Source organism: Nostoc sp. C96 (assembly GCF_059384975.1).
Genome location: NZ_CM182020.1, coordinates 1,455,391 through 1,478,315 on the forward strand (window position 1 = coordinate 1,455,391; position 22,925 = coordinate 1,478,315).

Consider the following 22,925-nt stretch of genomic DNA (forward strand, 5'->3'; position numbering starts at 1 on the left):
GATATGGCGCTTATAGTTCAGAAATTCGGTGGTACATCTGTCGGTTCAGTCGAACGTATCCAAGCTGTTGCACAGCGTGTCTGTAAAACGGTGCAAGCAGGAAACTCTTTGGTTGTAGTAGTTTCGGCAATGGGAAAAACCACAGATGGACTTGTCAAACTAGCCAGCCAAATTTCTCAAAATCCTAACCGCCGGGAAATGGATATGCTGCTTTCTACTGGGGAGCAGGTAACGATCGCTCTCCTGAGTATGGCATTGCAAGAACTTGGCCAGCCAGCTATCTCTATGACTGGCGCACAAGTAGGAATTGTTACTGAAGCAGAACACACCCGCGCCAGGATTCTGCATATAGAAACTGACCGATTGCTGCGTCATATTAATCAAGGCAAAGTAGTTGTGGTAGCTGGTTTTCAGGGAATATCCAGCACCGGAGAATTAGAAATTACTACCTTGGGACGTGGTGGTTCGGATACTTCTGCGGTCGCTTTAGCAGCAGCTATTCAAGCAGATTTTTGTGAAATTTATACAGATGTGCCAGGAATTTTAACTACAGATCCGCGCTTGGTTCCTGAAGCCCAGTTGATGGATGCAATTACCTGTAATGAAATGCTAGAACTGGCCAGCTTGGGAGCAAAAGTATTGCATCCCCGTTCAGTGGAAATTGCCCGCAACTATGGTGTCCCTTTGGTAGTACGTTCTAGCTGGACAGAAGACCCAGGGACTTGGGTAACGTCGCGCAAACCCCAAGAGCGATCGCTAGTAAATTTAGAAATTGCTCGTCCTGTGGATGCGGTGGAATTTGACACCAATCAAGCAAAAGTAGCTTTATTGCGTGTACCCGATAAGCCCGGGGTAGCGGCTAAATTATTTGGGGAAATTGCCCGTCAAAATGTTGATGTAGACTTAATTATTCAATCAATTCATGAAGGTAATAGCAACGATATTGCCTTTACCGTCACCACACCGATATTAAAACGGGCAGAAGCAGTAGCATCAGCAATCGCACCTGCACTCCGAAACCCATCTAACCCCAAATCAGACGAAGCGGAAGTGATGATCGAACAAGACATTGCTAAAGTCAGTATTTCTGGTGCAGGGATGATTGGTCGTCCGGGGGTGGCGGCGAAAATGTTTGCCACCCTCGCCGCAGCAGGGGTGAACATTCAAATGATTTCTACTAGTGAAGTCAAAGTTAGCTGCGTAGTTGATGCCGCAGACTGCGATCGCGCCGTGACTGCACTGAGTAACGCTTTTGAAGTTGCCGCAGGGGAGCAGGCGAGCAGAGGCGCAGAGGCGCAGAGGAGTAGAGGCGCAGAACAAATATTTAATACTCAGCACTCAGCACTCAGCACTCCCCACTCCCGCCCGGTTTGCGGTGTCGCCTTAGATATGAACCAAGCACGTCTGGCGATTCGTCAGGTTCCAGATAAAGCGGGGATGGCGGCGAAGTTATTTGGCATATTGGCACAGCACAACATCAGTGTTGATATGATTATTCAATCTCAACGCTGCCGATTAATTAATGGTGTTCCTAAACGGGATATTGCTTTTACAGTTCCGCGTATGGATGGGGAAACTGCCCAAAAACTACTTACCCAAGTTGCAGCCGAATTAGGCTGGGGTGAAGTTGTATTAGATAGTGCGATCGCTAAAGTCAGTATTGTCGGTGCAGGGATGGTAGGACAACCAGGTATTGCATCCAAAATGTTTGAAGCGTTGGCACAACACCAAATCAATATTCAAATGATTGCCACCTCAGAAATTAAAATTAGTTGTGTCGTCGCTCAAGAACAAGGTGTAAAAGCTTTACAAGTGATTCATACTGCCTTTGATCTCGCTGGGAGCGAAAAATTTGTAGTGCCAGCATAAACTAAATCAACACCAAGGTTGACGCAATTTCATCTAGGGGTTTCTTACTCCCTCGATAATTCTTCTAGGCTGGCGACTATTTCTGCCAGCCGATATTCACCACACCAAACTGTATCTAGCTTTTTGAGTTGTTCTAGGCTGTTACAATCCTCTGTTTCACTCATTTCAGGTTCTGCCATTGCGGCTAATAAATCCTGAAAGATAATTACTTCATCAAATTGAGGATCTGTTTCTGGATCATTTAATATTGCTGTGACTCGCTGTTGAGGTAAGCCTTGCAGTGTATTCACAATAAACTTTGTCGGAAAGTCCACATCTTGGAGGGCTGGATGCCTTTTGACTAAACCAGCTAATAATACGCCTAAATAAGCGGCGGCTTGCGGATTATTCAGTTCCTGCACTTGACAAGCCGCTATTTCCGTTAAATTTGTATAAAATGGGCAACCCAACTGCTTTTCAATTGCCACAATAGGATCTGCAACTTGAGAAACTTGCAATTGAGCTTCAAAAAATCTTCGTTGCTCTTGGGGCAGATGATTAAGTAAGATTTGCTTGGCGCGATCGCTCACAATCATCTCACCATCTAGCCCTAAACTAAAGTCTTTTCCTGGTTCTAAACCTGCATTCACTAATATATGAAAGACATTATTTTGGGCTGCTTGCTGCATCTGTTGATATCTAAATTGCCCGACAAAACTGGCAAAAAACCAACTGTGGCTTTCAGCATCGCATTCACATAATACTTCGTTGACTATCTCAGTTAATTTTTCTTCGCCGATCATATTTTGCGATCGCATCGTCAAGTTCTGAATGGCCGCAGTATCACGCCGACGCAGAGCCTCGATCAGTTGACGCTTGGTCGCCGTTACTTGATTTTTGTTGCGTTTAAATAAGTTGATTTTCAAGCTATTTAGCGTTTATAGCAATTCGATTACAACTCTTTTACCGTACCGAGCAATAGCATGTCATGAGTGATCCCACGGCAATAATTGGATTAGTCAATTATTGAGTAATTACTCAGTAATATTCCGCCTCAAAATCAAGAGATGGAAATTAAGCACTTGTTGTATAAGAAGTAAACTATGGCAGAGTCACATCAGTAAAAACAGTATTTTCTTACAGAATTGTTTCCTGTTTTGTTTCTGATTCTTTGTACCATTTATGAAAATTAATCAGATGAATTACAATTTCTTTAGTCTTTGTATATTTTTTGTAACTAAGGTTGATCCCCACAAAAATTATACTAGTAAGAATACTAATATATAATCAGGTAACTTCGTATAAAAGCTTATCTATATGGATGATCAAATTTTGGTTACACGTTACCGCATCATAGAATTATTATATACGGAGGAGTCCGTAAAAACTTATCTAGTTGAAGATATTACAATTCCTGAGCAGCAATTTATAATTAAGCAGCTACGACCAGAAACTAACAATCCTCAAAATTTAGCTTGGCTGCGACAGAGCTTTTTTAAAGAAGCTAAAGTTTTGCAACAACTTGGACGAGAAAACGATAGAATTCAAAAAATAGTTGCTTATTTTGAAGCAGATGAAGAATTTTATCTAGTTCAAGAATTAATTGATGGTCATGAATTAGCTGAAGAGATTTTAGTAGGATTCCCTTTACGAGAAGACCAAGTAATTAACTTATTATTAGAAATATTAGATATTTTATTATTTATACATCATCGTAATGTCATTCACCAAGATATTCAACCAGCAAGTGTTATTCGCAGATATTCAGATAATCGACTGGTATTAGTTGATTTTGGTTCCGTACAAGAAATGGTAACAACTATAGTCGGTAATTTAGAATATATACCTCTAGAACAATTGCAAGGTCAACCCCAATATAATAGTGATATTTATGCGTTAGGAATAATTGCGATCGCAGCAATTATGGGGTTATCTCAAAATGAAATATCAAGATTACAAAGTCAAAAAAATTTACTTACTGGTGAAATTATCTGGCGTGATAGAACAATTAAAGTTAGCCAAGAATTAACCAAAATTATTAATAAAATGGTACGATTTGACTACTATAAACGTTACCAGTCCGTTACTGAAGTTATCAATGACCTCCAGCAATTAAAGAATTACCAATACCAACCACAAAAACTCCAGTTTACAAGATTCAGACTGATATTTATAGGGATGACTAGTTTACTTGTCGCTCTGATTATAGGATGTTTTAGTCAATGGTTAAAACCTATAAATAATGAGCAAATACTTTATCAACAAGGTATCAGTGAATATGATCAAGGAAACTATCAAGAATCTGTAAATAATTTTACGCAACCTATTAAAATAAATCCGCATAACTCTGTAGCTTATAACCATCAAGATAATACTTTTTATCGTTTAGGAAACTACGAAAAAGTACAAGCAAATTCCAGTCGAGAAATTGCATTGAATCCTCAAAATGCCAATGCTTACTATGATAGGGGATTTGCTTGGTTTGGATTGGGTAAATACAAAGAAGCGATCGCCGACTACACAACAGCGATTAAACTTAACTCTCAAAACCATTATGCTTACTATGGCAGGGGATTAGGGCGTGTAAAAGTTAAAGATTATCCAGCAGCGATGAAGGATTTTAGCCAAGCGATCGCACTTGATTCTAACTATGCTTTAGCCTATTATGATCGGGGCTTAATCTACGCCCAACTAGGTAAGAAAAAAGCAGCACTGAGAGATTTTAAAAAAGCTGAAAAACTATTTCAAGAACAAGGCGACCAATCAGGCTATAACAAGATAGTTCAAGAAATCAAAGCATTGCCGAAGAAATAGTTATTTTTGCTTGACAGAATATTCTCGTTAAAAATGCTAGAAGCTAAAATTATTAACTATCTCTCTCATTTAGGAGACTCAGACTATATGGCTGAGGTTGCGTCATCTCTTGGTGCAATTGAGACTTTAATTAAAATGCTACAAAATCATGACCCAGATGTTGTTGGTTATGCTGGGCTATTTATTACAGATTTTGTTTTAAGTTGTTCTCGTAATGAGACTTGCAAAATATCTTGGGAAACACAATTAGAACCTGTGATTATTCCTGAGTTAGAACGTCTTGTATTTGCAGAAAACCACTTCATTCGTAGACAAGTAATTTATACTTTGGGAAAGATATGTAGTTATGAGAGTGTCCCAGTTTTACTACAAGCGTTCTATGAATATAGGGAAAGTGATCCAATTTTAGTACCACGACTCCTAGGTGAATTATTTTGGCTTGGTGTAGAAAATCGTTCGGATATACTTTCAAGTATGGTAAACAGCCAATATTACACAACTCGCTGGGCTGTTATCAATTTACTAGGAGAATTTATGTACCATTCAGCCAGTGAACAAGATGTAAATTTTTCTATGAAATACAATTTTTCTGAGAAATTGCGGAATGACTCACATCCACTTGTACAAGCAGAGGCTGAGTATGAATATCAATTATTAGTATTACAACATCGGAAGCTGCAAGAAAATATGTCTAAATCAGATTATAAAAGACAGAGAAAAGATTTAAAAAAGGTAGAACCATATTTTTGCTTTTCTGATGTTGTTAATTTGTTCTCTCATTATATGTTTACTAACAATCTCTCTACATATACTATGCAAGAGTTAGAAACATTTATCGATAACAAAACTCAACAAATATAATTCAGAGAATAATACTATTTTTCCGAAAGTTCGTTAAAATTACTTTTGATATTTTAGTGATGCGCTCCCCTCCTCTGCGCTCTCTGCGCCTTGGCGGTAACCTACGGCAAGCCGCTTGCGCGTCTACGATAATTTATTCATACAACCTATTGCTAAATTTTCATTAATTGATACACTTGTTCTTCATTAGCCATTAGCCCAGTGAACCAGCGCATACTATGGTATACGTCAAGCGCGTGGAACTTACCAACTTCAAATCCTTCGGCGGTACTACCTCAGTGCCTTTGCTGCCGGGGTTCACTGTCATATCTGGGCCAAATGGTTCCGGTAAGTCGAATATTTTGGATGCGCTGTTGTTTTGTTTGGGACTTGCCAGTTCTAAGGGAATGCGAGCCGATCGCTTGCCGGATTTGGTAAATAATACTCAAACGGCTAAGGGACGCGCATCTGTGGAAGCTAGTGTCACGGTGACGTTTGATTTGTCGGGGGAAGAAATTATTTCGCGCAAAGACGCAAAGGCGCAAAGTGAGGAAGGCGGGGAGGAATTAGAGGAATTAGAGGACTCAGAGGAAATAGATGAGGATGAAAATCCAAAATCCAAAATCCAAAATCCAAAATCGGAAGAGTGGAGTGTCACCAGACGGTTGCGGGTGACTCATCAAGGAACTTACACGTCAAATTACTATATCAATGGTGCTGCTTGTACGCTGACAGAGTTGCATGAGGAGTTGGAGAGTCTGCGGATTTATCCCGAAGGCTACAACGTCGTGCTTCAAGGGGACGTTACCAGCATTATCTCGATGAATGCTAGGGAAAGGCGGGAAATTATTGATGAGTTGGCGGGGGTGGCGGCGTTTGATCGCAAGATTCACCAAGCTAAGGGTACGTTGGATGAGGTGAAGGAGAAGGAAGATAGTTGCCGAATTATTGAGACGGAGTTAACTGCACAACGCGATCGCCTTTCTCAAGATAGGGCTAAAGCGGAAAAATATCAAAAGCTACGGACGGAATATCTGCACAAGCAGTCTTGGGAAGCGGTGTTATCGTGGCGTTCTCTGCAAGCACAGCAAGAAAAGTTAGCGACGGAAATTCAAAATGGCGATCGCTCTCATCATGATTTAACACTACAATTAGAAACGCTGAATGTCGGCATTACTCAGAAAACTGCTGAATTAGAACAACTCAACGCTCATGTCAAAGCTTTGGGTGAAGAGGAATTATTAGCGGTACAGTCTAGCCTTGCTACTCAAGAAGCAGAACGCAAGCAACTCCAGCGTCAGCAAACAGAATTAGAAACAACTTCCCAAGAAACCGCTAAACGCTTGGTGCAAACTCAGCAAGAAATTCAACAGCATCAGCAAGCTTTGGGAGAAATTGCCGAAACCCAAAATGTCGAACGGCAATCGATTGTATATTGTCAACAGCAACGGGATGAGGCACAACAAGCATTGCAAAAATCCCGTGAAGCCGCCGCAGAAATCGCCTCTGCGTCGGAAGCATGGGTACAGCAACAAACTGCACTGAACCGCCAAATTGAAACTGTACTGCAAACTCTAGAACCGCAACGCACAGAGCAAGCACAGTTAAGAGAACGTAATAGTCAGCTACAAGAATTAATTCATGAACAAACTCAGCTAATTGCCACTTTAGAACCGCAATTAGCAGAAAAGCAAGCTGAGTGTACACGAGTCGAGTCAGAATTTAACGCCTCTAGCGAACCCATTCAAAATTTAGCCCAAAATCTTGCCGCCACAGAACAGGAATTACAAATTCAGCAAGATACGCAAAAGCGGCTTTCTAATGAGCAACGGGAAAAACAACGGCAGTTAGATAAAATTGAAGCCCAAACCCAAGCACAACAGGAAGTCCAAGGTACACAAGCTAGTAAGGTAATTATCCAATCGGGAATGCCTGGGGTTTGTGGTTTGGTGGTACAGTTGGGACGAGTGGAACCTCGGTATCAGTTGGCGTTGGAAATTGCGGCTGGTGCGCGGTTGGGACATATCGTTGTTGATGACGATGGGATAGCTGCGGCGGGGATTGAATTACTCAAGCAAAAACGTGCCGGAAGAGCAACATTCTTACCATTAAATAAGATTCAGGCTCCGAGAATTACGCAAGATGCAACTTTGCGGTTAGCTAACGGCTTTGTCAGTTATGCTGTGAACTTAGTTGAATGCGATCGCCGTTATAAAGATGTATTTCACTATGTTTTTGGTAACACAGTCGTCTTCGCCAGTTTAGAACAGGCGCGGAAAAACCTCGGTTTATATCGCATTGTCACCCTAGATGGAGAATTGCTCGAAACCAGTGGCGCAATGACTGGAGGAAGCACAAATCAGCGTTCTGCATTGCGCTTCGGTACAGGGGAAGCCGCAGAATCAGATGAAGCGATTGCGTTGAAAAATCGCTTGGTAGATATAGAACGGATTTTAGATCGTTGTATTGATGCGATCGCATCTTTATCCAGCAAAACCAAACAGCTATCCCAAGAACTCACCGAAGCCCGTCAAGCAAGGCGCGAACAGCAATTGCAATTAGAACAGTTGCAAAAAGATATTAAGGCTTTGACAACGCAATTAGAAGCAACGCGATCGCAACTGGCGCAAAATACCGAAAAATTTACAAATGCACAGTCTCGCCTAGAAATTTTAGACAAAGATTTACCAGGACAAGAAGCGCAATTACAACAATTACGACAAGTTTTAGCAGAGTTAGAAGCATCCCAAACGCCTAGTGAATGGCAACAAATTCAAGCGGTAATTAAAACGCAAGAGCAACAATTACAACAACGGGAAGCTAACCTCCGGGAAGCCGAACAACGATTAAAAAATCTCGAAAATCAGCAGCAGCGGTTACAAGAACGCATCCAAGAAGCCGAACAACGCATCACTCAATATCATCAAGAACAAGAAAATTCTCAGCATAAACTCCAAACCCTCAGCACTCAGCACTCAGCACTCAGCACTCAAATCACCGAAACTCGCGCCAAGTTGAGTGAAATGGAAAAGAATTTAGGCGAAGAAAAGGTAAAACGTGACGCGATAGAACAAGAAGTGCGATCGCATTTACTCCGTCAGCAACAATTGGAATGGGAACTAGAAAAACTGCAAGAAACCCAGCAAAAGCGGCGTGAAGAACTAGAAACTTTGCAAAATCAATTGCGAGAACTACTCCCAGAATTGCCTAGCCCTTTACCGGAAGTCCCAGAGCAGGTAAATTTAGAAGAATTGCAGAAAGAATTGCGATCGCTTGCCAAACGCTTACAAGCAATGGAACCTGTGAATATGCTGGCGTTGGAAGAATATGAACGCACCCAAAACCGCCTGCAAGAACTTACAGATAAGTTGCAGACATTAGAAGCAGAACGCACAGAATTACTATTAAGAATTGAAAACTTTACCACCTTGCGGCAACGCGCCTTTAAAGAAGCCTTTGATGCTGTTAACGAAAACTTCCAATCAATTTTCGCCACCCTCTCAGAAGGCGACGGCTATCTGCAACTTGATGATCCTGAAGATCCCTTTAGCAGTGGCTTAAATTTAGTTGCTCACCCCAAAGGTAAACCTGTACAACGACTAGCTTCCATGTCTGGGGGAGAAAAATCCCTCACTGCCTTAAGTTTTATTTTCGCCCTACAACGCTACCGTCCATCACCGTTTTACGCCTTTGACGAAGTAGATATGTTCTTAGATGGGGCAAACGTAGAACGATTGGCTAGAATGATCAAACAACAGGCACAACTAGCACAGTTTATAGTTGTGAGTTTGCGTCGTCCGATGATAGAATCAGCCGAACGCACCATTGGCGTTACTCAAGCACGAGGCGCTTATACCCAAGTTTTGGGAATTAAGTTATCATCCTCGAATACATCTGCTTGAATCTTTGTTAATAATAGTGTATAGATAAACCGGATTCGAGATCAGGACTCGGTATAGAATGACCTCTGAACAGATAATTAGGCGTTCCGACTTATTAAATACTCAGGTGATTACCCGCGACAACGCCAAGCGGCTAGGGATTGTGAATCAAATCTGGGTTGATATTGATCAAAGGGAGGTTGTGGCTCTTGGTTTGCGAGACAGCCTGATCTCTATCTCTGGACTGCCACGCTATATGTACCTCAGCAGTATCAACCAAATTGGTGATGCAATTTTGGTTGATAACGAAGATGTCATAGAAGATATTGAAATTGAAGCTTTCAGCAACCTGATTAACTGGGAAGTAATTACAGAAACAGGTGAAGTCTTAGGCAGAGTGCGGGGCTTTAAATTTGATGGGATATCAGGTAAGCTGCACTCTATAATTATTGCTTCTTTGGGAGTACCGCAAATTCCCGACCAATTTCTCAGCACTTATGAGATTTCAATAGAGGAAATTGTTAGCACAGGCCCCAGCAGATTAATTGTATTTGAAGGAGCCGAGGAACGTACAACCCAATTAACAGTAGGCGTTTTAGAACGTTTAGGTATCGGGAAACCACCTTGGGAACGTGATGCAGAAGAAGAATATGGTTATTCTGCACCGCGCACAGTTGCACCTTCAAATCAGCTACCTAGCGGTGTCCCATTACAACCACCCAAGCCCAAAGTTCGCGCCCCAGAACCTGTAGCGCGAGAAGAAGAATGGAATGAAGATTACGTAGAAGAAGAAAGACCACGGCGCGAAGTTATGAGAGCGCAACAGTATGAATCTATTCGCTACGAGGAAGAGGACGAAGAAGATAACTGGAGTGAAGCCACAGGGCGAGATAGATATCAACAACCACCCAAGTATGAAACTAAAGCCTACACTGAAGATTACGACGACTACGACGATGATGTAGAAAGTGATGCTTGGGAAGATGCACCAAAACCAGTGAACATTCCTAAGAAAGTTAAAGAAAGACAGCCGGAATACGAAGAAGAAGGCGGATATTAATCTTAAGTTTTAACCCCTCCTCAGTTACGAGGAGGGGTTAATTTTGTAGGGGAGCCAGTACATTTTGAGAATGTGAATATTAGCAACAGTATTTTATTTTCTGTCTCCTACTTTATCTACCCAATAAAGATAATATCGTTCACTATCTACCCAAGCCTTCTGAAAATTTTTGATAGGAATAATCTTTAAATCATTTCTATTGGAATCCAGTTGTTTATTTAAAATCAATAAAATTTTGTTTTTAGCTTCTTGACTCTGCAACAAAGAACTAGTTTGTCTTAATATCTCAGGTTGGTCAACATCTTGACGACCTTTTTTAAATAAGGTGAAGCTTCCCATTCTTTGGAGTTCAGGATAATATAACTTCCGATTTAGATAACCTGCTAACGCAGCCATATTAGCATCACGACTGGCTACAATAAATTCATTTTCTAAGCGATTTTGCTGAATGTAATGCGCTGTTTCCCGGCTGGCGGAAAAGGGGATAATTAAATCTCTACTAAAGCCATAAATACCTCCAAATAACTGAGCGTAGAGAATTAATGTAAAAGCAATATAATGCCATTGCTGAGATAATTTCAGTAATTTTGGTGATAGCGACAATTTGTTGAATAAAAATTTAGAGTCTTGATAGTGACTCTCTAGCCATAATGCTGCTATAAAAACTAAATAAAAATGACCAAAATGGCGAGGATTTCCAGCAAATCTTAAATAAGTAAATGCGAGTATTACACCATTACCTATAATATAGAAAAAGAGAGGGATTGGCTTTTTAGAAAGTTTAATTAAAGTCAAACAAAATATAAATAAAGTGATGAAAGCACAAAAAATTGAATCCAGCCATCTTTTTTGCGGGATGATTAAAAAGTAACTAGCAAATAATCTATTTATACTTTTGAATAATTGGCGGATATCAAGTTGAATCGACCAGCCATTATTTAAACCTCCATGAAGATAGCTATCTCCAGGAGGAGTAATAATATAAGCTGACAATATTAGAAAGAATATAATAATTGCAATACTTAAAAATAAATCATATTTTTTGCTTTGATTGAAATATTGCTGTCTATGTTCCTTATCAAAACAAAATTCGACTAGCAAAGACAATGATAACGAAAATGATACCAGTAAAGCATAAGCGCTACTATTGGCTAGTAAACCTAATAAAATAGCCAAATATAAATAAGTTTTTTTTCTAGATGGAAATACTGCACAAAAAGCAAATATAAACAGCAGACTAAAGGCATAATTCCGAGAAATTAAAAAATATTCATATAAGGGAAAATAGCCAAATATAAACAGTAATTTTTGTTGAGATTTAAAAGGACTATATAAATAAAAAATTGCGATCGCAGTAATGGTAATAGATAAATGAAAAATTTGCATGATTAACGGATTGTCAGCAATTTTTCTCAAACATGCTAGAGAAAAATACCACAAAACCGGATGCCCTTCATATTTAATATTTGCAATTAAATCGGTAAAAGATTGGCTATCTCTCACAATCAACCAAGGGTTGAGTTCATCTCGCCACATTGAATGGTTAAGAATACCTATCAAACCGAGAATTGAAAAGATAATTACAATCAACCAAGGATAATAGGAAAATAAGGTTGAAATCCGATTAATTGCTTTTTTCGCTAACATTTATATTGCAAGGTATTTGTTAAATTATAATCAAATCCTTGTATAAAAATTTAATTTATAGCAATAGATAAAAACATCAAAACCTGGTCAACGATGACCAGGTTTTTGGGAATTCACAGGTTTCAAATTTTTTAAACTTAGCTAAATAATTGAAGGAGTAAACAACTAAGGTGGACTGAATAACTAGCAACTTCAGCAATCTTTGTTTTTCCGCTTTGGGATTTGGCTTCGCCTTTTATTTATATTATCAGGCTTTGACCACTTTTAATTAGAGTTATGCTGAACATTTGCTTGGGCTACTGACGGGAGACATCATAGTCGTTTGCCCTTTGGGGTTGGTTTTTCTTAGTTTGATGTCTTGCTATTCAATTTAACACTGAGTTAGGAATCAGTAAGCGCTAGTTTACTAAAGTTGACATTTTGTTTATTATTGCAATATTTGTTGTTAGTTATTAGCTAAATGTCAGAACCCCTACTTGTCAAGAAAGTCTGGGTTCTGGTGTGATGAAGAAATATCAGCTTACCAATTCCACATGACTGGGTTGTTATCAAGGTTATCAGTGACAATCCGCCCGATCGCATCGATTTCGGCAATTTCTTCAACGGAGAGTTTGACATCAGCGGCTTTGGCGTTATCTTTTGCTTGTTCAGGATAACGCGCACCGGCGATCGCATTTGCTTGGGGTTGGGCAATTAACCAAGCTAGTGCTAACTGTGCCAAGGTACAATGATGGCGTTCCGCTATGGGGCGCAGTTTATCTAAAGCTTGTTGAGCGTGTTCAAAGTTTTCGCCTTGAAATAGTTTATTACTAGAGCGATTATCTTCTGGGGCAAATTTTTGACCGCGAGGAAATTTACCAGTTAACAATCCTTGGGCTAAGGGTGAATAAGCCAAGATAGAAATTTGATTTTCGCTACAATAGGGCATAGCATCTTGTTCCACTTGCCGCCAAAATAGTGAATATGGGGGTTGCAAGCTATCGATGCGTCCATATTGTGATGCTTGGGCTAATTGTGCGCGAGAAAAGTTAGAAACACCAATCGCCCTAATTTTTCCTTGCTGTTTGAGATGATTTAAAGCATTCATCGTTTCTTCTATCGGTACGATTTCGCTATTAAACGAACCAGCAGGCCAATGAATTTGATAAAGGTCGATATAATCGGTTTTGAGGTTTTTTAAGGAGCGATCGCAAGCCTCAATCACTTGATCATATTTAAGATGGTTGGAAAAAACTTTTGTGGCATACTGTACTTGGTCGCGCACATCTGATAAAGCTTCGGCTACAATGCGCTCAGAGTGACCTTCACCATAAACTTCGGCAGTGTCTACAGTGGTAATTCCAGCTTCAAAGGCGGCGCGGATAGCTTTAATGGAGTCAGCATCTTCAATTCCCACCCACATCCTTTTACCAGCTTGCCAAGTTCCCACAATGATGGGTGTAATTTCTACGGCAGATGTACCTAATTTTCGCTTTTCCATGATGCTTCTTTAATTCATTTCCCCGGATAGTTTCATACTTTAACGGTCTTAGCGTGAAATTAAATCAGAGTTATAGTAGATGCCGATGAATTTGACTACGACTTTATACGCTCTCAAAGAATGGTCTGTGGCGATAAATGCTTTGGAAAGTGGCAAAACCATTATGTTGCTACGTAAAGGTGGTATTCATGAGCAAAATGGCCGCTTCCAAGTTGCTCATGAGCAGGTTTTACTTTACCCAACTTTTGAACATCAACAGTCATTCCTGCTAAAATCAGAATATGCTGACCTTGTTTGTCCAGTAACTCCTGGTTGGCATCCAGAAACGGTTCGCATTGGCAGTTGGGCGGAAATTACAGATATTTTGCCGATTAGTGAGGAGTCGACTGTTAACGCTTTACTCCCCTTTCATATCTGGAATGAGCATTTTATTTGCGATCGCTTGAAATGGAAACCGCGTCAGCCTTTGTATATAATCCTGTTACGGACTTATAAAATACCCAAGGTTCAAGAAATCCCCTATCTTCCTCAATATGGTGGTTGCAAGTCATGGATTGATTTAGCGCAACTAATTAACATCGAAGGTGCAACACCTGTTTTGTCAGATTCGCATTACTCCGCAATAGTCAAGGAAATTCGCACAATTGTTGGTGATTAGAGGTGAGAGGTGAGAGACAATAGCGCCTGCTGTGCTGTCTTGACTCAGCACCCAGCACTCAACACTGATAAATAAATCTTACTGGTGTAACTAGCAAAACAAATAAATTATTATTCAGCCATACGCCCAAAAAGTAACTCTTGCTACATACATTCGCAAAAACCGCAGATACGATCAGAAAATTCTTACCCTCATAACCAGCGAAGTATTGCTGAAAAGGGTGATATTTTTGTGCCTGTAAGCAATGCCGAATCATTATCCGTCATGGAGCTAAAGATATTGACTCATCAACAACTTTTTCATACAAAATCCGCAGCTATTGTCACTTTATGCAAGTTTCAGTGGTTGGGGATGGAGTGATTTTTTCGTGTTGCATCCTCAAATATGGTCTAGAAAACTCTATCTGTTGGCTTACGTAATTTTACTAAACCAATTTGTAGATAAATGGACACATACTAGGGGAATCAAAAATTATCCCAGAAGAGTGATGCAAGGCTTGACAAAAGTCTGCGATTATGCAATTTTAGCTAAACACTAAGGAGTTTGCCATGAATCGACAAATGTGCTGGTTATCTAAGTCTGGCAACGACGGTGAGAAAATTTTATATTTGCAAGTTGAGGCGAATAAAGGTTGGCGACCATACACAGCTTATCCGCAATTTGCAGTACCAGATTATCAAATTCCCGGTGGATCTAAAGGTTGGGCAACTTATCAAAAACTGCTAAAGGCTGGCTGGACATTAGTACCCAGCGCTAGAGCTAATGAGTTTGGTACTCAAGTAGAATACTCAGAATCGATGGTGCAGAATCAATAGTTGCAATTAAAGCATTTTAACAATCCCGAACAACGGCAGTGTTGCGTCAGTAAGTGACAACTGTTTACCAGCCTCTAGGCGAACCTTCACCGCGAGGATCGGCTGCTGCTTCTAAGCTGCCATCTGCTTTGACAGCGATCGCGTTAGCATTACCCCAAGGTGTATTTTCTTCCTTGATGTTGTGTCCACGGCGGCGTAAGTCTTGCAGAGTTAAAGCATCCAAACCCCAAGGTTCGACGCGCAACTCATCAGGAAGCCACTGATCATGTATGCGTGGTACGGAGACAGCTGCACCAACATCCATATTGTATTCCAGCACATTGAGAATCACTTGCAATACCTGAGTGATGATTGTGCTACCACCAGGGGCCCCCACTGCCATGCGGAGGTGATTATTTTCTGTAATGATTGTCGGAGTCATGCTCGACAGGGGAGTTTTGCGGGGTGCGATCGCGTTCGCTTCATTGCCAACTAAACCAAAGGCGTTAGGTACACCTGGCGCAATGGCAAAGTCATCCATCTCATTATTGAGTAAAATTCCTGTTCCTGGTGTCACCACACCAGCACCAAAACCAAGATTAATTGTAAAAGTCAGGCTGACAGCGTTGCGTTGTTCATCTACAACGCAAATATGGCTGGTTTCTGGAGATTCGTAGCGAGTAGCTTGCAACCTTAATAATTTGTTGGGTAAAGGCACAATTTGATTGCTAACTTGTCCAAAACGTTTGAGCGTTTCTGGTGCTACTGGCTTGATTTCTGACGCAGGTTTCGCTACATCCAGATTGATTTCTTGACGGCGCTGTTTAGCGTAAGCTGGACTAATGAGGGCTTGTACGGGTACTTTGACAAAATCAGGATCACCTAAATATTGTGAGCGATCGGCATAGGCTATCTTCATTGCTTCCGCCATTAAATGTAAACTATTAGGGTGGTGCCATCCCCATGCTTGCAAATCACTGGCACCGATAATGTTTAAAATCTGCAATAGATGAACACCGCCTGATGATGGTGGTGGCATTGAACAGACTTTAGCTTGGTGAAAACTACCGCAGAGAGGAGTTCGCCATATCGGTTTGTATGCCTTCAAATCATCTAAAGTAATTAGACCATGATTTTGTGCCATGTCTGATGCGATCGCACGGGCAATTTTGCCAGTATAAAAACTTTGAGGATTCTCGGCAATGCTTTCTAAGGTGCGTGCTAAGTCCCGTTGTACTAATCTTTCTCCAGGCTGATAAAATTCGCCATTGCGGATAAATATGCCTCTAGCGGCGGAATTCTGGAGAATTACGGGTTTGCGGTTTTCGTAAACTTGAATTGATCGCCAAGTTAATTGTTTACTTAATATAAACCCATTTTTAGCCAGTGCGATCGCCGGGTTGACAACTTCCTTCCAAGGCAGCTTACCATAACGGCGATGCACCTCATACATCCCCGCCACCGTTCCTGGTGTCGCCACCGCCAAATATCCATTCACACTTGCATTCGGACGCACCTTTCCCTGTGCATCTAAATACATATTCCTTGTCGCTTTAATAGGTGCGCGTTCCCGAAAATCCAACGCCTTCATCTCGCCAGTTTTCTCAGAATGCAGCAGCAAAAATCCCCCGCCACCAATTCCCGCTGAAAAAGGTTCAACTACAGATATCGCAAAAGTCGTGGCGACTGCTGCATCAACCGCGTTACCACCCTGGCGTAACATCAAAAGTCCCGCCTCACTCGCCAGAGGATGTGCAGATACTACCATCCCCTTTTTACTGCGTAAGGGTAAAGTGGTAGTCGCTGATGCAACTTGGCTGTAACAGAGAACCCCAAGGGAAAAGACTGTAAATACAACCTGTTTGGGTTTCGTAAAGATCGACATTTGTATACTGTTTTATTTGATATGTCTTAGCCTATCGCTCGATAGCGTAATTATTTATTGAAATTTGCATATTATATATAGGACTTATGCAAATCTTTTTCCTCTTTCTTTGCGTACTTTGCGGTTCTTTACTTAAATTCCTTGAAATTAAGAAGTTGCTTTACTCACTAAAACAAAGCCGCGTGTTTTACCTGAAACTGTATCCTTAGTATTAATCGCCTTCCATAAATCTGCCGCTTTAACCCACACTGGTGGATATTTATAACGAGAAACATCCATAATTAAAAATCTATCTGTCTGCTCATTGTAAGCAGCAATTGGTGAAATATGCCCACCTTTTTCTTGACCAATTTCTTTACGTAAATAGTTAACTATTACAAAATTATTAGGTTGCTTTAAATTTTCAGCTACTAGCTTACGAAACTGTTCTAAATTAGTATCAGTCGCGTGATAAATCTTGACTTGAACATCATAACTAGCAAGTAATCCGCCTAATTGATCTAAAGTCATTCCTCCACGAGCAACAACTTCAGGTGCCAGCACTTTTTTAGTTTTTTCATTGCTAAAAAAGTTTTCTTGCGTAAATACTCTGTAGGGAGAATATTGTGGTGATTCTGGTGCGAGAACTCCTAAACCATTCAATACCATGACACTACTAGCAACGCCACAAAAAGCTTGATTATTTTGAGTTATAAACTGCATACTCAAAGGAAAGAAATCTTCTCTAGCTCGACTTTGAATTAATAACTTTTCTCCCTCATCTGAATTAAAGCCAATTAGGTTATTTGAAAGAGGTAGTGTTTGAGAAATAACAGTACCACTAGAAACACAAAACCAGATAATTGAAGCTTTAACAGTTGTTTCAAAAGTTTTGCGTAACTTAATATTCATAATTTCTCCATATAAAAACTTTGCGCCTCTGCGCACGCCACTTGCTACCCTGCGGGAACGCTTTCAGCGAACAAGTCAGGAAACCTGCCCAGTGCAGTGGCTTCTCTGCGTGAGACTAAACCTTTAGCCTTACGAAACTCACGCACAACTTCCTTAATATCTCTTAGTTCTCCCTCAACCAAATAATTTAACTGCCGCATTTCATCTGCGGAAATTTTACCAGAAAGTTGAGCGATCGCACTTCTCAACTCCGGGTATTTATTCAACACTGCTTGTCTGACAATTGGTGTAGCTTCATAGGGTGGAAAATATTGTTTATCGTCCTTCAATACAGCTAAACCTAAACGAGCAATTTGTCCATCAGTAGAATTTCCCGCCACCATATCTACCTGTTTTTGTATTAGGGCGCGATATATTAAACCCAAGTCCATAATTTGCGGTGATTTAGAAAAATGCAAATCGTAGGTTTTAGCTAACCCTGGAAAACCATCTTCTCGTTCTAAAAATTCGTAGCCGAAACCGCCGCGCCATTGCGGTGTATATTGTGCAGCCTGCGATAAGGTTTGCAGATTATATTTCTTCGCATCTTCACCACGAATTACGATTGCAAAGGTATTTTCAAAACCTAGACTAGGCATTACTTCCAGCTTAAATTGCTGCGAGTATGCTTGTTTTAATTTCTCGTAAACAACTTTTGGGTCATTTACAGCTTTTTGTTTTAAAATACCAGTAAAAGCTGTGCCTGTGTATTCAATATAAGCATCAATTTTGCCAGCAAGAATAGCATTATGACAAACAAAAGAACCACCTAAACGAGGACGACGAGCAACTTTAAGTTTGGTTGTTTCTTCAATTTGTTGGGCTAATAATTCACCTAAAATATCTTGTTCTGTAAAATCTTTAGAAGCAACAACAATATCACCAGTGGTATTATTCGAGTTGGGGTTACAAGCTGCGATCGCTACTACTAAAGCAAAAGTTAAAATGAAAAATATCAAAAATTTTTTCATTACTTTTATTTGATTTTTAATCGTTTTTCAAATAATCCAATTAGCAAATCTGCGAGTAATGCAATCACGGCGGCGGGTACTGCCCCCGCTAAAATTAAATCATTATTCACCACCGCAATTCCGCGAAAAATAAACACGCCTAAACCACCAGCACCAATAGCAGCGGCAATAGTGGCAATGCCAATAGCTATAACTGTGGCAACTCTTACCCCAGCTAAAATTACACCCATCGCTAAGGGAATTTCGACTTGTAATAGTAATTCTTTATCAGTCATTCCCATGCCTCTACCAGCTTCAATAATTGCTGGATCTACACTTGTAATACCTGTATATGTGTTGCGAATTATCGGCAGAAAAGAGTATACAGTCAAAGCTACAATTGCCGGAACAACACCAATACCACCAATTACAGGTACAGGAATCAATAACCCAAATAGCGCCAAACTCGGAATAGTTTGTAACACATTAGCTAGTCCCAGAATTGGTTGACGCAGGCGAGGTTGACGAGTAATTAAAATGCCTAAAGGAATGCCGATAAATGTTGCGATTCCAATAGCAATGCCTACCAAAAACAAATGTTCTAGTGTATGCTGAAAAATTTCTGGCGCATACTTAATCAGGAAAAAATCTTTCATAAATTGTCTTGCAGAGAACGCAGACATTCAAGAAATGCTAGGCTTTCTGGATGTTGCGATCGCAGAAATTCCTCCTTTGTACCCAATACTACCAGTTCTCCGTCATACATCAAACCGATTCTAGACCCTAAAACAAAAGCTTCTTGAATATCGTGAGTAACAAAAACTACTGTCTTGCCGAGTTCTTGCTGTAACCGCCGAAACTCCTGCTGCAATTCTAAACGCGTAATCGGATCAAGTGCGCCAAAAGGTTCATCCATCAACAAAACTGGGGGATCTGCTGCTAACGCCCTCGCTACACCTACCCTTTGCCTTTGTCCCCCGGAAAGTTCGTGGGGATAACGCCCAGCAAACTGCACAGGATCTAAACCCACTAATTGCAACAATTCATACACTCGCGTTTTGATTTGTTTCGGTTTCCAACTTTCTAAACTAGGAACTAAACCCACATTGCGTTCTACAGTGAAATGGGGAAATAAACCAGTTTCTTGAATTACATACCCAATCTTCCGCCGTAGTTTAATTTCATCCCATTGATTTGTCGGTATGTTATCAAAAATTACCTCGCCTTTTGTAGGTGTAAAAAGGCGATTAATTAACTTCATTGTCGTGGTTTTGCCGCTACCGCTACGTCCAAGTAAGATTAAAGCTTCTCCTTGATAGATAGAAAAGTTGAGATGAGATACTAAATTGCGACGGTTGCGGCTAAAGCTGACATCGTGGAATTCAACAGCAATTTGGCGATTTTGCGACATGGTTGACTGTTGCTATAGGCTGACTTTACGTTATTATTGCTGATTTTGCTCATAAGTCAAATTTGATTCAGCCATAGAGACTATGTATGTGTTGTCACGTTAGCCGACGAAGATAAAGTCATGCAAAGTGGCGTGTTCGCCACTTTGCTAATTTTTATTTATGAAAAATTATCTCGAAAATATACACAGAACACATCATAATAAATTGCCACAAGCTTCAAAACACCCACTGATGGCAAGCATAACTATATTGATGTCTCAAATGTTTTTTACCCCACCCTAGCCATCCTCTTATACCTTAGCCACGCCAACAGGGCTAACATCAATTTTTTTATCAAAAATAAAGCGGGGTTTCAGCAATATTCTCAACAGTAATAACAGAGAACTTAACTCTCCTGGGGCATTTTGACGTTTCCATTGTCCGGGACGACAAAATAAAATTTCTACTAAACGACGATGTTGATTAAGGCTGACTGATTCAAAGTAAATGCGGATAATGGGAAATTCATTAGCAAATCCTGTACTTACAATCTCTGCATTTAGGTGTAGATTTTCTTCAGCAATTTTGATTGTTAATGGTTGACTGACAAATAAATTTATGGGTAGTTGCTGAGTTAGTGCTATTTCTGCACCACTTTCCGACATCATTGTGGTAACACCCCAAAAACTTTCCTTTTCAATTTTTAACTCAACAACTCGCCGTAGATCAAACCATTCAAATTTATCTGTTTTGGGTGCATCGAGGAAAACTAGAATTGCCGAACCAATCATGAGTAAATTATAGATACTCCACACCCAACCTACGCCCATATATACAGTTTGTTCAGCTATTGCTGGTACTTCTGTAGCCATAGATTGTTTGAGTATGCACATACAGATGGTTTGCCACAAACTAATAGCTGTAGCGATAAATAATAGAATTAAAGGTGAGGCTAATTTCCAATTGAAAGTATAGCGATCGCTACTTATTCCTTTGGGTGTGACTTTAAATCCTGTCGAGAAGGGACGCAACAGAGAGTTAATTACTGTCCACGCTACAGGAAAACATAATACTAAAAAATAAATATCTGATAAAAATGCTGAACGAGAATACTTATTTAACCAGGCAAATACTGTGAGATTAACTAAGTAAACAGGCAACCAAAAATAAATTAATTCTGGTAATTTTGCCCGAATCGGAGTAACATTCAAAAATGAATAAGCCAAGGGCATTAACAGAAAAGAAATACGGGAAATAGTGGCAAACCAACTCAAAAATCCTCCCAAATGGGCTAATCTTTGTGTCAAACTAAATCCCGGAACGATTAGCGGATTAGACTGAATAAACAGCCCTTGAAGTGTACCTTGCGCCCAACGCAGGCGTTGCGTTGCATAAGCAGCTATATTTTCGGCGGCTAAACCTGCACTGAGTAATTCATTTAAATAAATAATCCGATAACCATAAGCAGCTAAATTAACTCCTGTAAAGTAATCTTCTGATAAAGATTCAGTGACAAAACCGCCAGTTTTTTCTAATGCAGTGCGGCGCACAACAAAAGAAGTACCTGCACAAATGGCACTTTCTGCACCATCTCGCATCGACTGAATATGTCGATGGAATATTTCTTCATCGGGAGTAAGAATATTTTCTAATCCGAGATTTCGGGCTATGGGGTCAACATTATAAAAGCTTTGTGGGGTTTGGACTATGGCTATAGTTTCATCCTGAAAAAAGCCCACAGTACGAGTCAGAAAGTTTTTGGTAGGAACAAAATCTGCATCAAAAACAGCGATTAGTTCACTATTAGTTTGGGTGAGAGCGTTATTTAAGTTTCCGGCTTTGGCATGTTGATTATTTGCTCTGCTAATGTATTGACAGCCAAGTTCTGCTGCTAGTTCTCGTATTTCTGTGCGCCGATTATCGTCCAAAAGATAGATGTTTTTTTGAGAATATTCTATAGCTTGACAACCAATAATCGTACGCCGCACAATAAATTCTGGTTCATTGTATGTAGGAATAAAAATATCTACAGATGGCATAAAATCTCCATTGATCACCGCAATGGATTTTTCATCTGCTTCCCGGTGACGCTCTTTAATATTTAACATTAAAAATAGTTCAATTAAGCTGCTAGAAATCATTACAATCTCTAAAGCAAATAGCCCCAAACTAATTGCACCATTTAATGGATCTGCAAGGTTAAGGGTAGAGAGCGATCGCCATAATAAATACCGCAAAGTTAAGATAATTAATATGCCGACTATTAACCGCTGCGACCAAACTCGCGGCTGAGGTGAAAGTTTCATCACAACAAACATTGTGATGAGCAATGCCAAAGTTAGTGAAAGTAAATATTTATTATTTACCATTGGCGCTTCTAACCACATTGGCGGGTTCATTTGCCAAATATAAATTTGAGCAAAAAATCCATCAATTGTCATCTCACCAGCAAACCAACCTGCTACCAGCAAGCCAGATAAGATCACAATGCTCAACAGCATTAGCGCCACTAGGCGAAAGATAAAAACTCTTTGATTAATAAGATGATCAGAATGCCTCTGTTTCTGATTCAAAAGATTAAGTCTGGCAATTTCACGTTTTTGCACTTGATTAATCTCCTAAATAACTAAATATTTTAACTTATTTAGATGAAAATATTATATAGTCTATTGACGATACTCACCCTCAAATATTAGATGAAAAAATCAATTTTATAGCTATTTTCTGGATAAATAAGTTTAAAATTA

Annotated in this window: 16 protein-coding genes; 7 read left to right on the forward strand and 9 right to left on the reverse strand. The window is 40.0% G+C overall.

Annotated features, from left to right (window positions below; genetic code table 11):
- The first annotated feature begins 3 nt into the window (after positions 1-3).
- Positions 4-1,869, forward strand: coding sequence for an aspartate kinase (locus AC504W_RS06265; RefSeq protein WP_494876828.1), 1,866 nt, complete (start codon positions 4-6; stop codon positions 1,867-1,869).
- A 44-nt stretch (positions 1,870-1,913) separates the two neighbouring features.
- Here AC504W_RS06265 and AC504W_RS06270 read toward each other — a convergent pair whose 3' ends face one another.
- Positions 1,914-2,774, reverse strand: coding sequence for a hypothetical protein (locus AC504W_RS06270; RefSeq protein ID WP_494876829.1), 861 nt, complete (start codon positions 2,772-2,774; stop codon positions 1,914-1,916).
- 391 nt (positions 2,775-3,165) lie between these two features.
- Between AC504W_RS06270 and AC504W_RS06275 the strand changes: the two genes are divergently transcribed.
- From AC504W_RS06275 to AC504W_RS06290, 4 genes are all read left to right on the forward strand, one after another.
- The gene (locus tag AC504W_RS06275; RefSeq protein ID WP_494876831.1) at positions 3,166-4,662 is read left to right on the forward strand and encodes a protein kinase domain-containing protein; all 1,497 of its coding nucleotides are present in this window, start codon (positions 3,166-3,168) and stop codon (positions 4,660-4,662) included.
- A gap of 33 nt (positions 4,663-4,695) precedes the next feature.
- The gene (locus AC504W_RS06280) at positions 4,696-5,523 is read left to right on the forward strand and encodes a HEAT repeat domain-containing protein (RefSeq protein WP_494876833.1); all 828 of its coding nucleotides are present in this window, start codon (positions 4,696-4,698) and stop codon (positions 5,521-5,523) included.
- 218 nt (positions 5,524-5,741) lie between these two features.
- Positions 5,742-9,404: a chromosome segregation protein SMC gene (gene smc / locus AC504W_RS06285; RefSeq protein WP_494876834.1), complete on the forward strand. Its 3,663-nt coding sequence runs from the start codon at positions 5,742-5,744 to the stop codon at positions 9,402-9,404.
- Positions 9,405-9,462: 58 nt separating this feature from the next.
- Positions 9,463-10,443 (forward strand): PRC-barrel domain-containing protein, encoded by a 981-nt coding sequence (locus AC504W_RS06290; RefSeq protein ID WP_494876835.1) that lies wholly within the window; start codon positions 9,463-9,465, stop codon positions 10,441-10,443.
- A gap of 93 nt (positions 10,444-10,536) precedes the next feature.
- Here AC504W_RS06290 and AC504W_RS06295 read toward each other — a convergent pair whose 3' ends face one another.
- Both AC504W_RS06295 and AC504W_RS06300 read right to left on the reverse strand, forming a co-directional pair.
- Positions 10,537-12,090, reverse strand: coding sequence for a hypothetical protein (locus tag AC504W_RS06295; protein WP_494876836.1), 1,554 nt, complete (start codon positions 12,088-12,090; stop codon positions 10,537-10,539).
- 520 nt (positions 12,091-12,610) lie between these two features.
- The gene (locus tag AC504W_RS06300) at positions 12,611-13,570 is read right to left on the reverse strand and encodes an aldo/keto reductase (protein WP_103126661.1); all 960 of its coding nucleotides are present in this window, start codon (positions 13,568-13,570) and stop codon (positions 12,611-12,613) included.
- A gap of 79 nt (positions 13,571-13,649) precedes the next feature.
- On the opposite strand from AC504W_RS06300, the gene AC504W_RS06305 reads away from it, so the two are divergent.
- Positions 13,650-14,228: a DUF1802 family protein gene (locus AC504W_RS06305; RefSeq protein ID WP_494876837.1), complete on the forward strand. Its 579-nt coding sequence runs from the start codon at positions 13,650-13,652 to the stop codon at positions 14,226-14,228.
- A 548-nt stretch (positions 14,229-14,776) separates the two neighbouring features.
- Positions 14,777-15,043 (forward strand): hypothetical protein, encoded by a 267-nt coding sequence (locus AC504W_RS06310; protein ID WP_015112844.1) that lies wholly within the window; start codon positions 14,777-14,779, stop codon positions 15,041-15,043.
- A gap of 64 nt (positions 15,044-15,107) precedes the next feature.
- On the opposite strand, the gene ggt is transcribed toward AC504W_RS06310, so the two are convergent.
- From ggt to AC504W_RS06340, 6 genes are all read right to left on the reverse strand, one after another.
- On the reverse strand, positions 15,108-16,907 hold the full coding sequence (gene ggt, locus AC504W_RS06315; protein ID WP_494876839.1) for a gamma-glutamyltransferase: 1,800 nt from the start codon (positions 16,905-16,907) through the stop codon (positions 15,108-15,110).
- A 147-nt stretch (positions 16,908-17,054) separates the two neighbouring features.
- A complete protein-coding gene (locus AC504W_RS06320; RefSeq protein ID WP_494876841.1) occupies positions 17,055-17,798 on the reverse strand; it encodes a phytochelatin synthase family protein in 744 nt (247 codons plus the stop codon).
- A 44-nt stretch (positions 17,799-17,842) separates the two neighbouring features.
- Entirely contained in the window at positions 17,843-18,808 is a 966-nt protein-coding gene (locus AC504W_RS06325) for a glycine betaine ABC transporter substrate-binding protein (protein ID WP_494876842.1), read from the reverse strand.
- 5 nt (positions 18,809-18,813) lie between these two features.
- The gene (locus AC504W_RS06330; protein WP_494876844.1) at positions 18,814-19,443 is read right to left on the reverse strand and encodes an ABC transporter permease; all 630 of its coding nucleotides are present in this window, start codon (positions 19,441-19,443) and stop codon (positions 18,814-18,816) included.
- Positions 19,440-20,198 (reverse strand): ATP-binding cassette domain-containing protein, encoded by a 759-nt coding sequence (locus tag AC504W_RS06335; RefSeq protein WP_494876846.1) that lies wholly within the window; start codon positions 20,196-20,198, stop codon positions 19,440-19,442. The genes AC504W_RS06330 and AC504W_RS06335 overlap by 4 nt, the downstream gene beginning before the upstream one ends.
- Positions 20,199-20,489: 291 nt before the next feature.
- Positions 20,490-22,784 carry a glycosyltransferase gene (locus tag AC504W_RS06340; RefSeq protein WP_494876847.1) on the reverse strand — a complete coding sequence of 765 codons (2,295 nt, stop codon included), beginning with the start codon at positions 22,782-22,784 and terminating at the stop codon, positions 20,490-20,492.
- Positions 22,785-22,925: the final 141 nt, after the last annotated feature.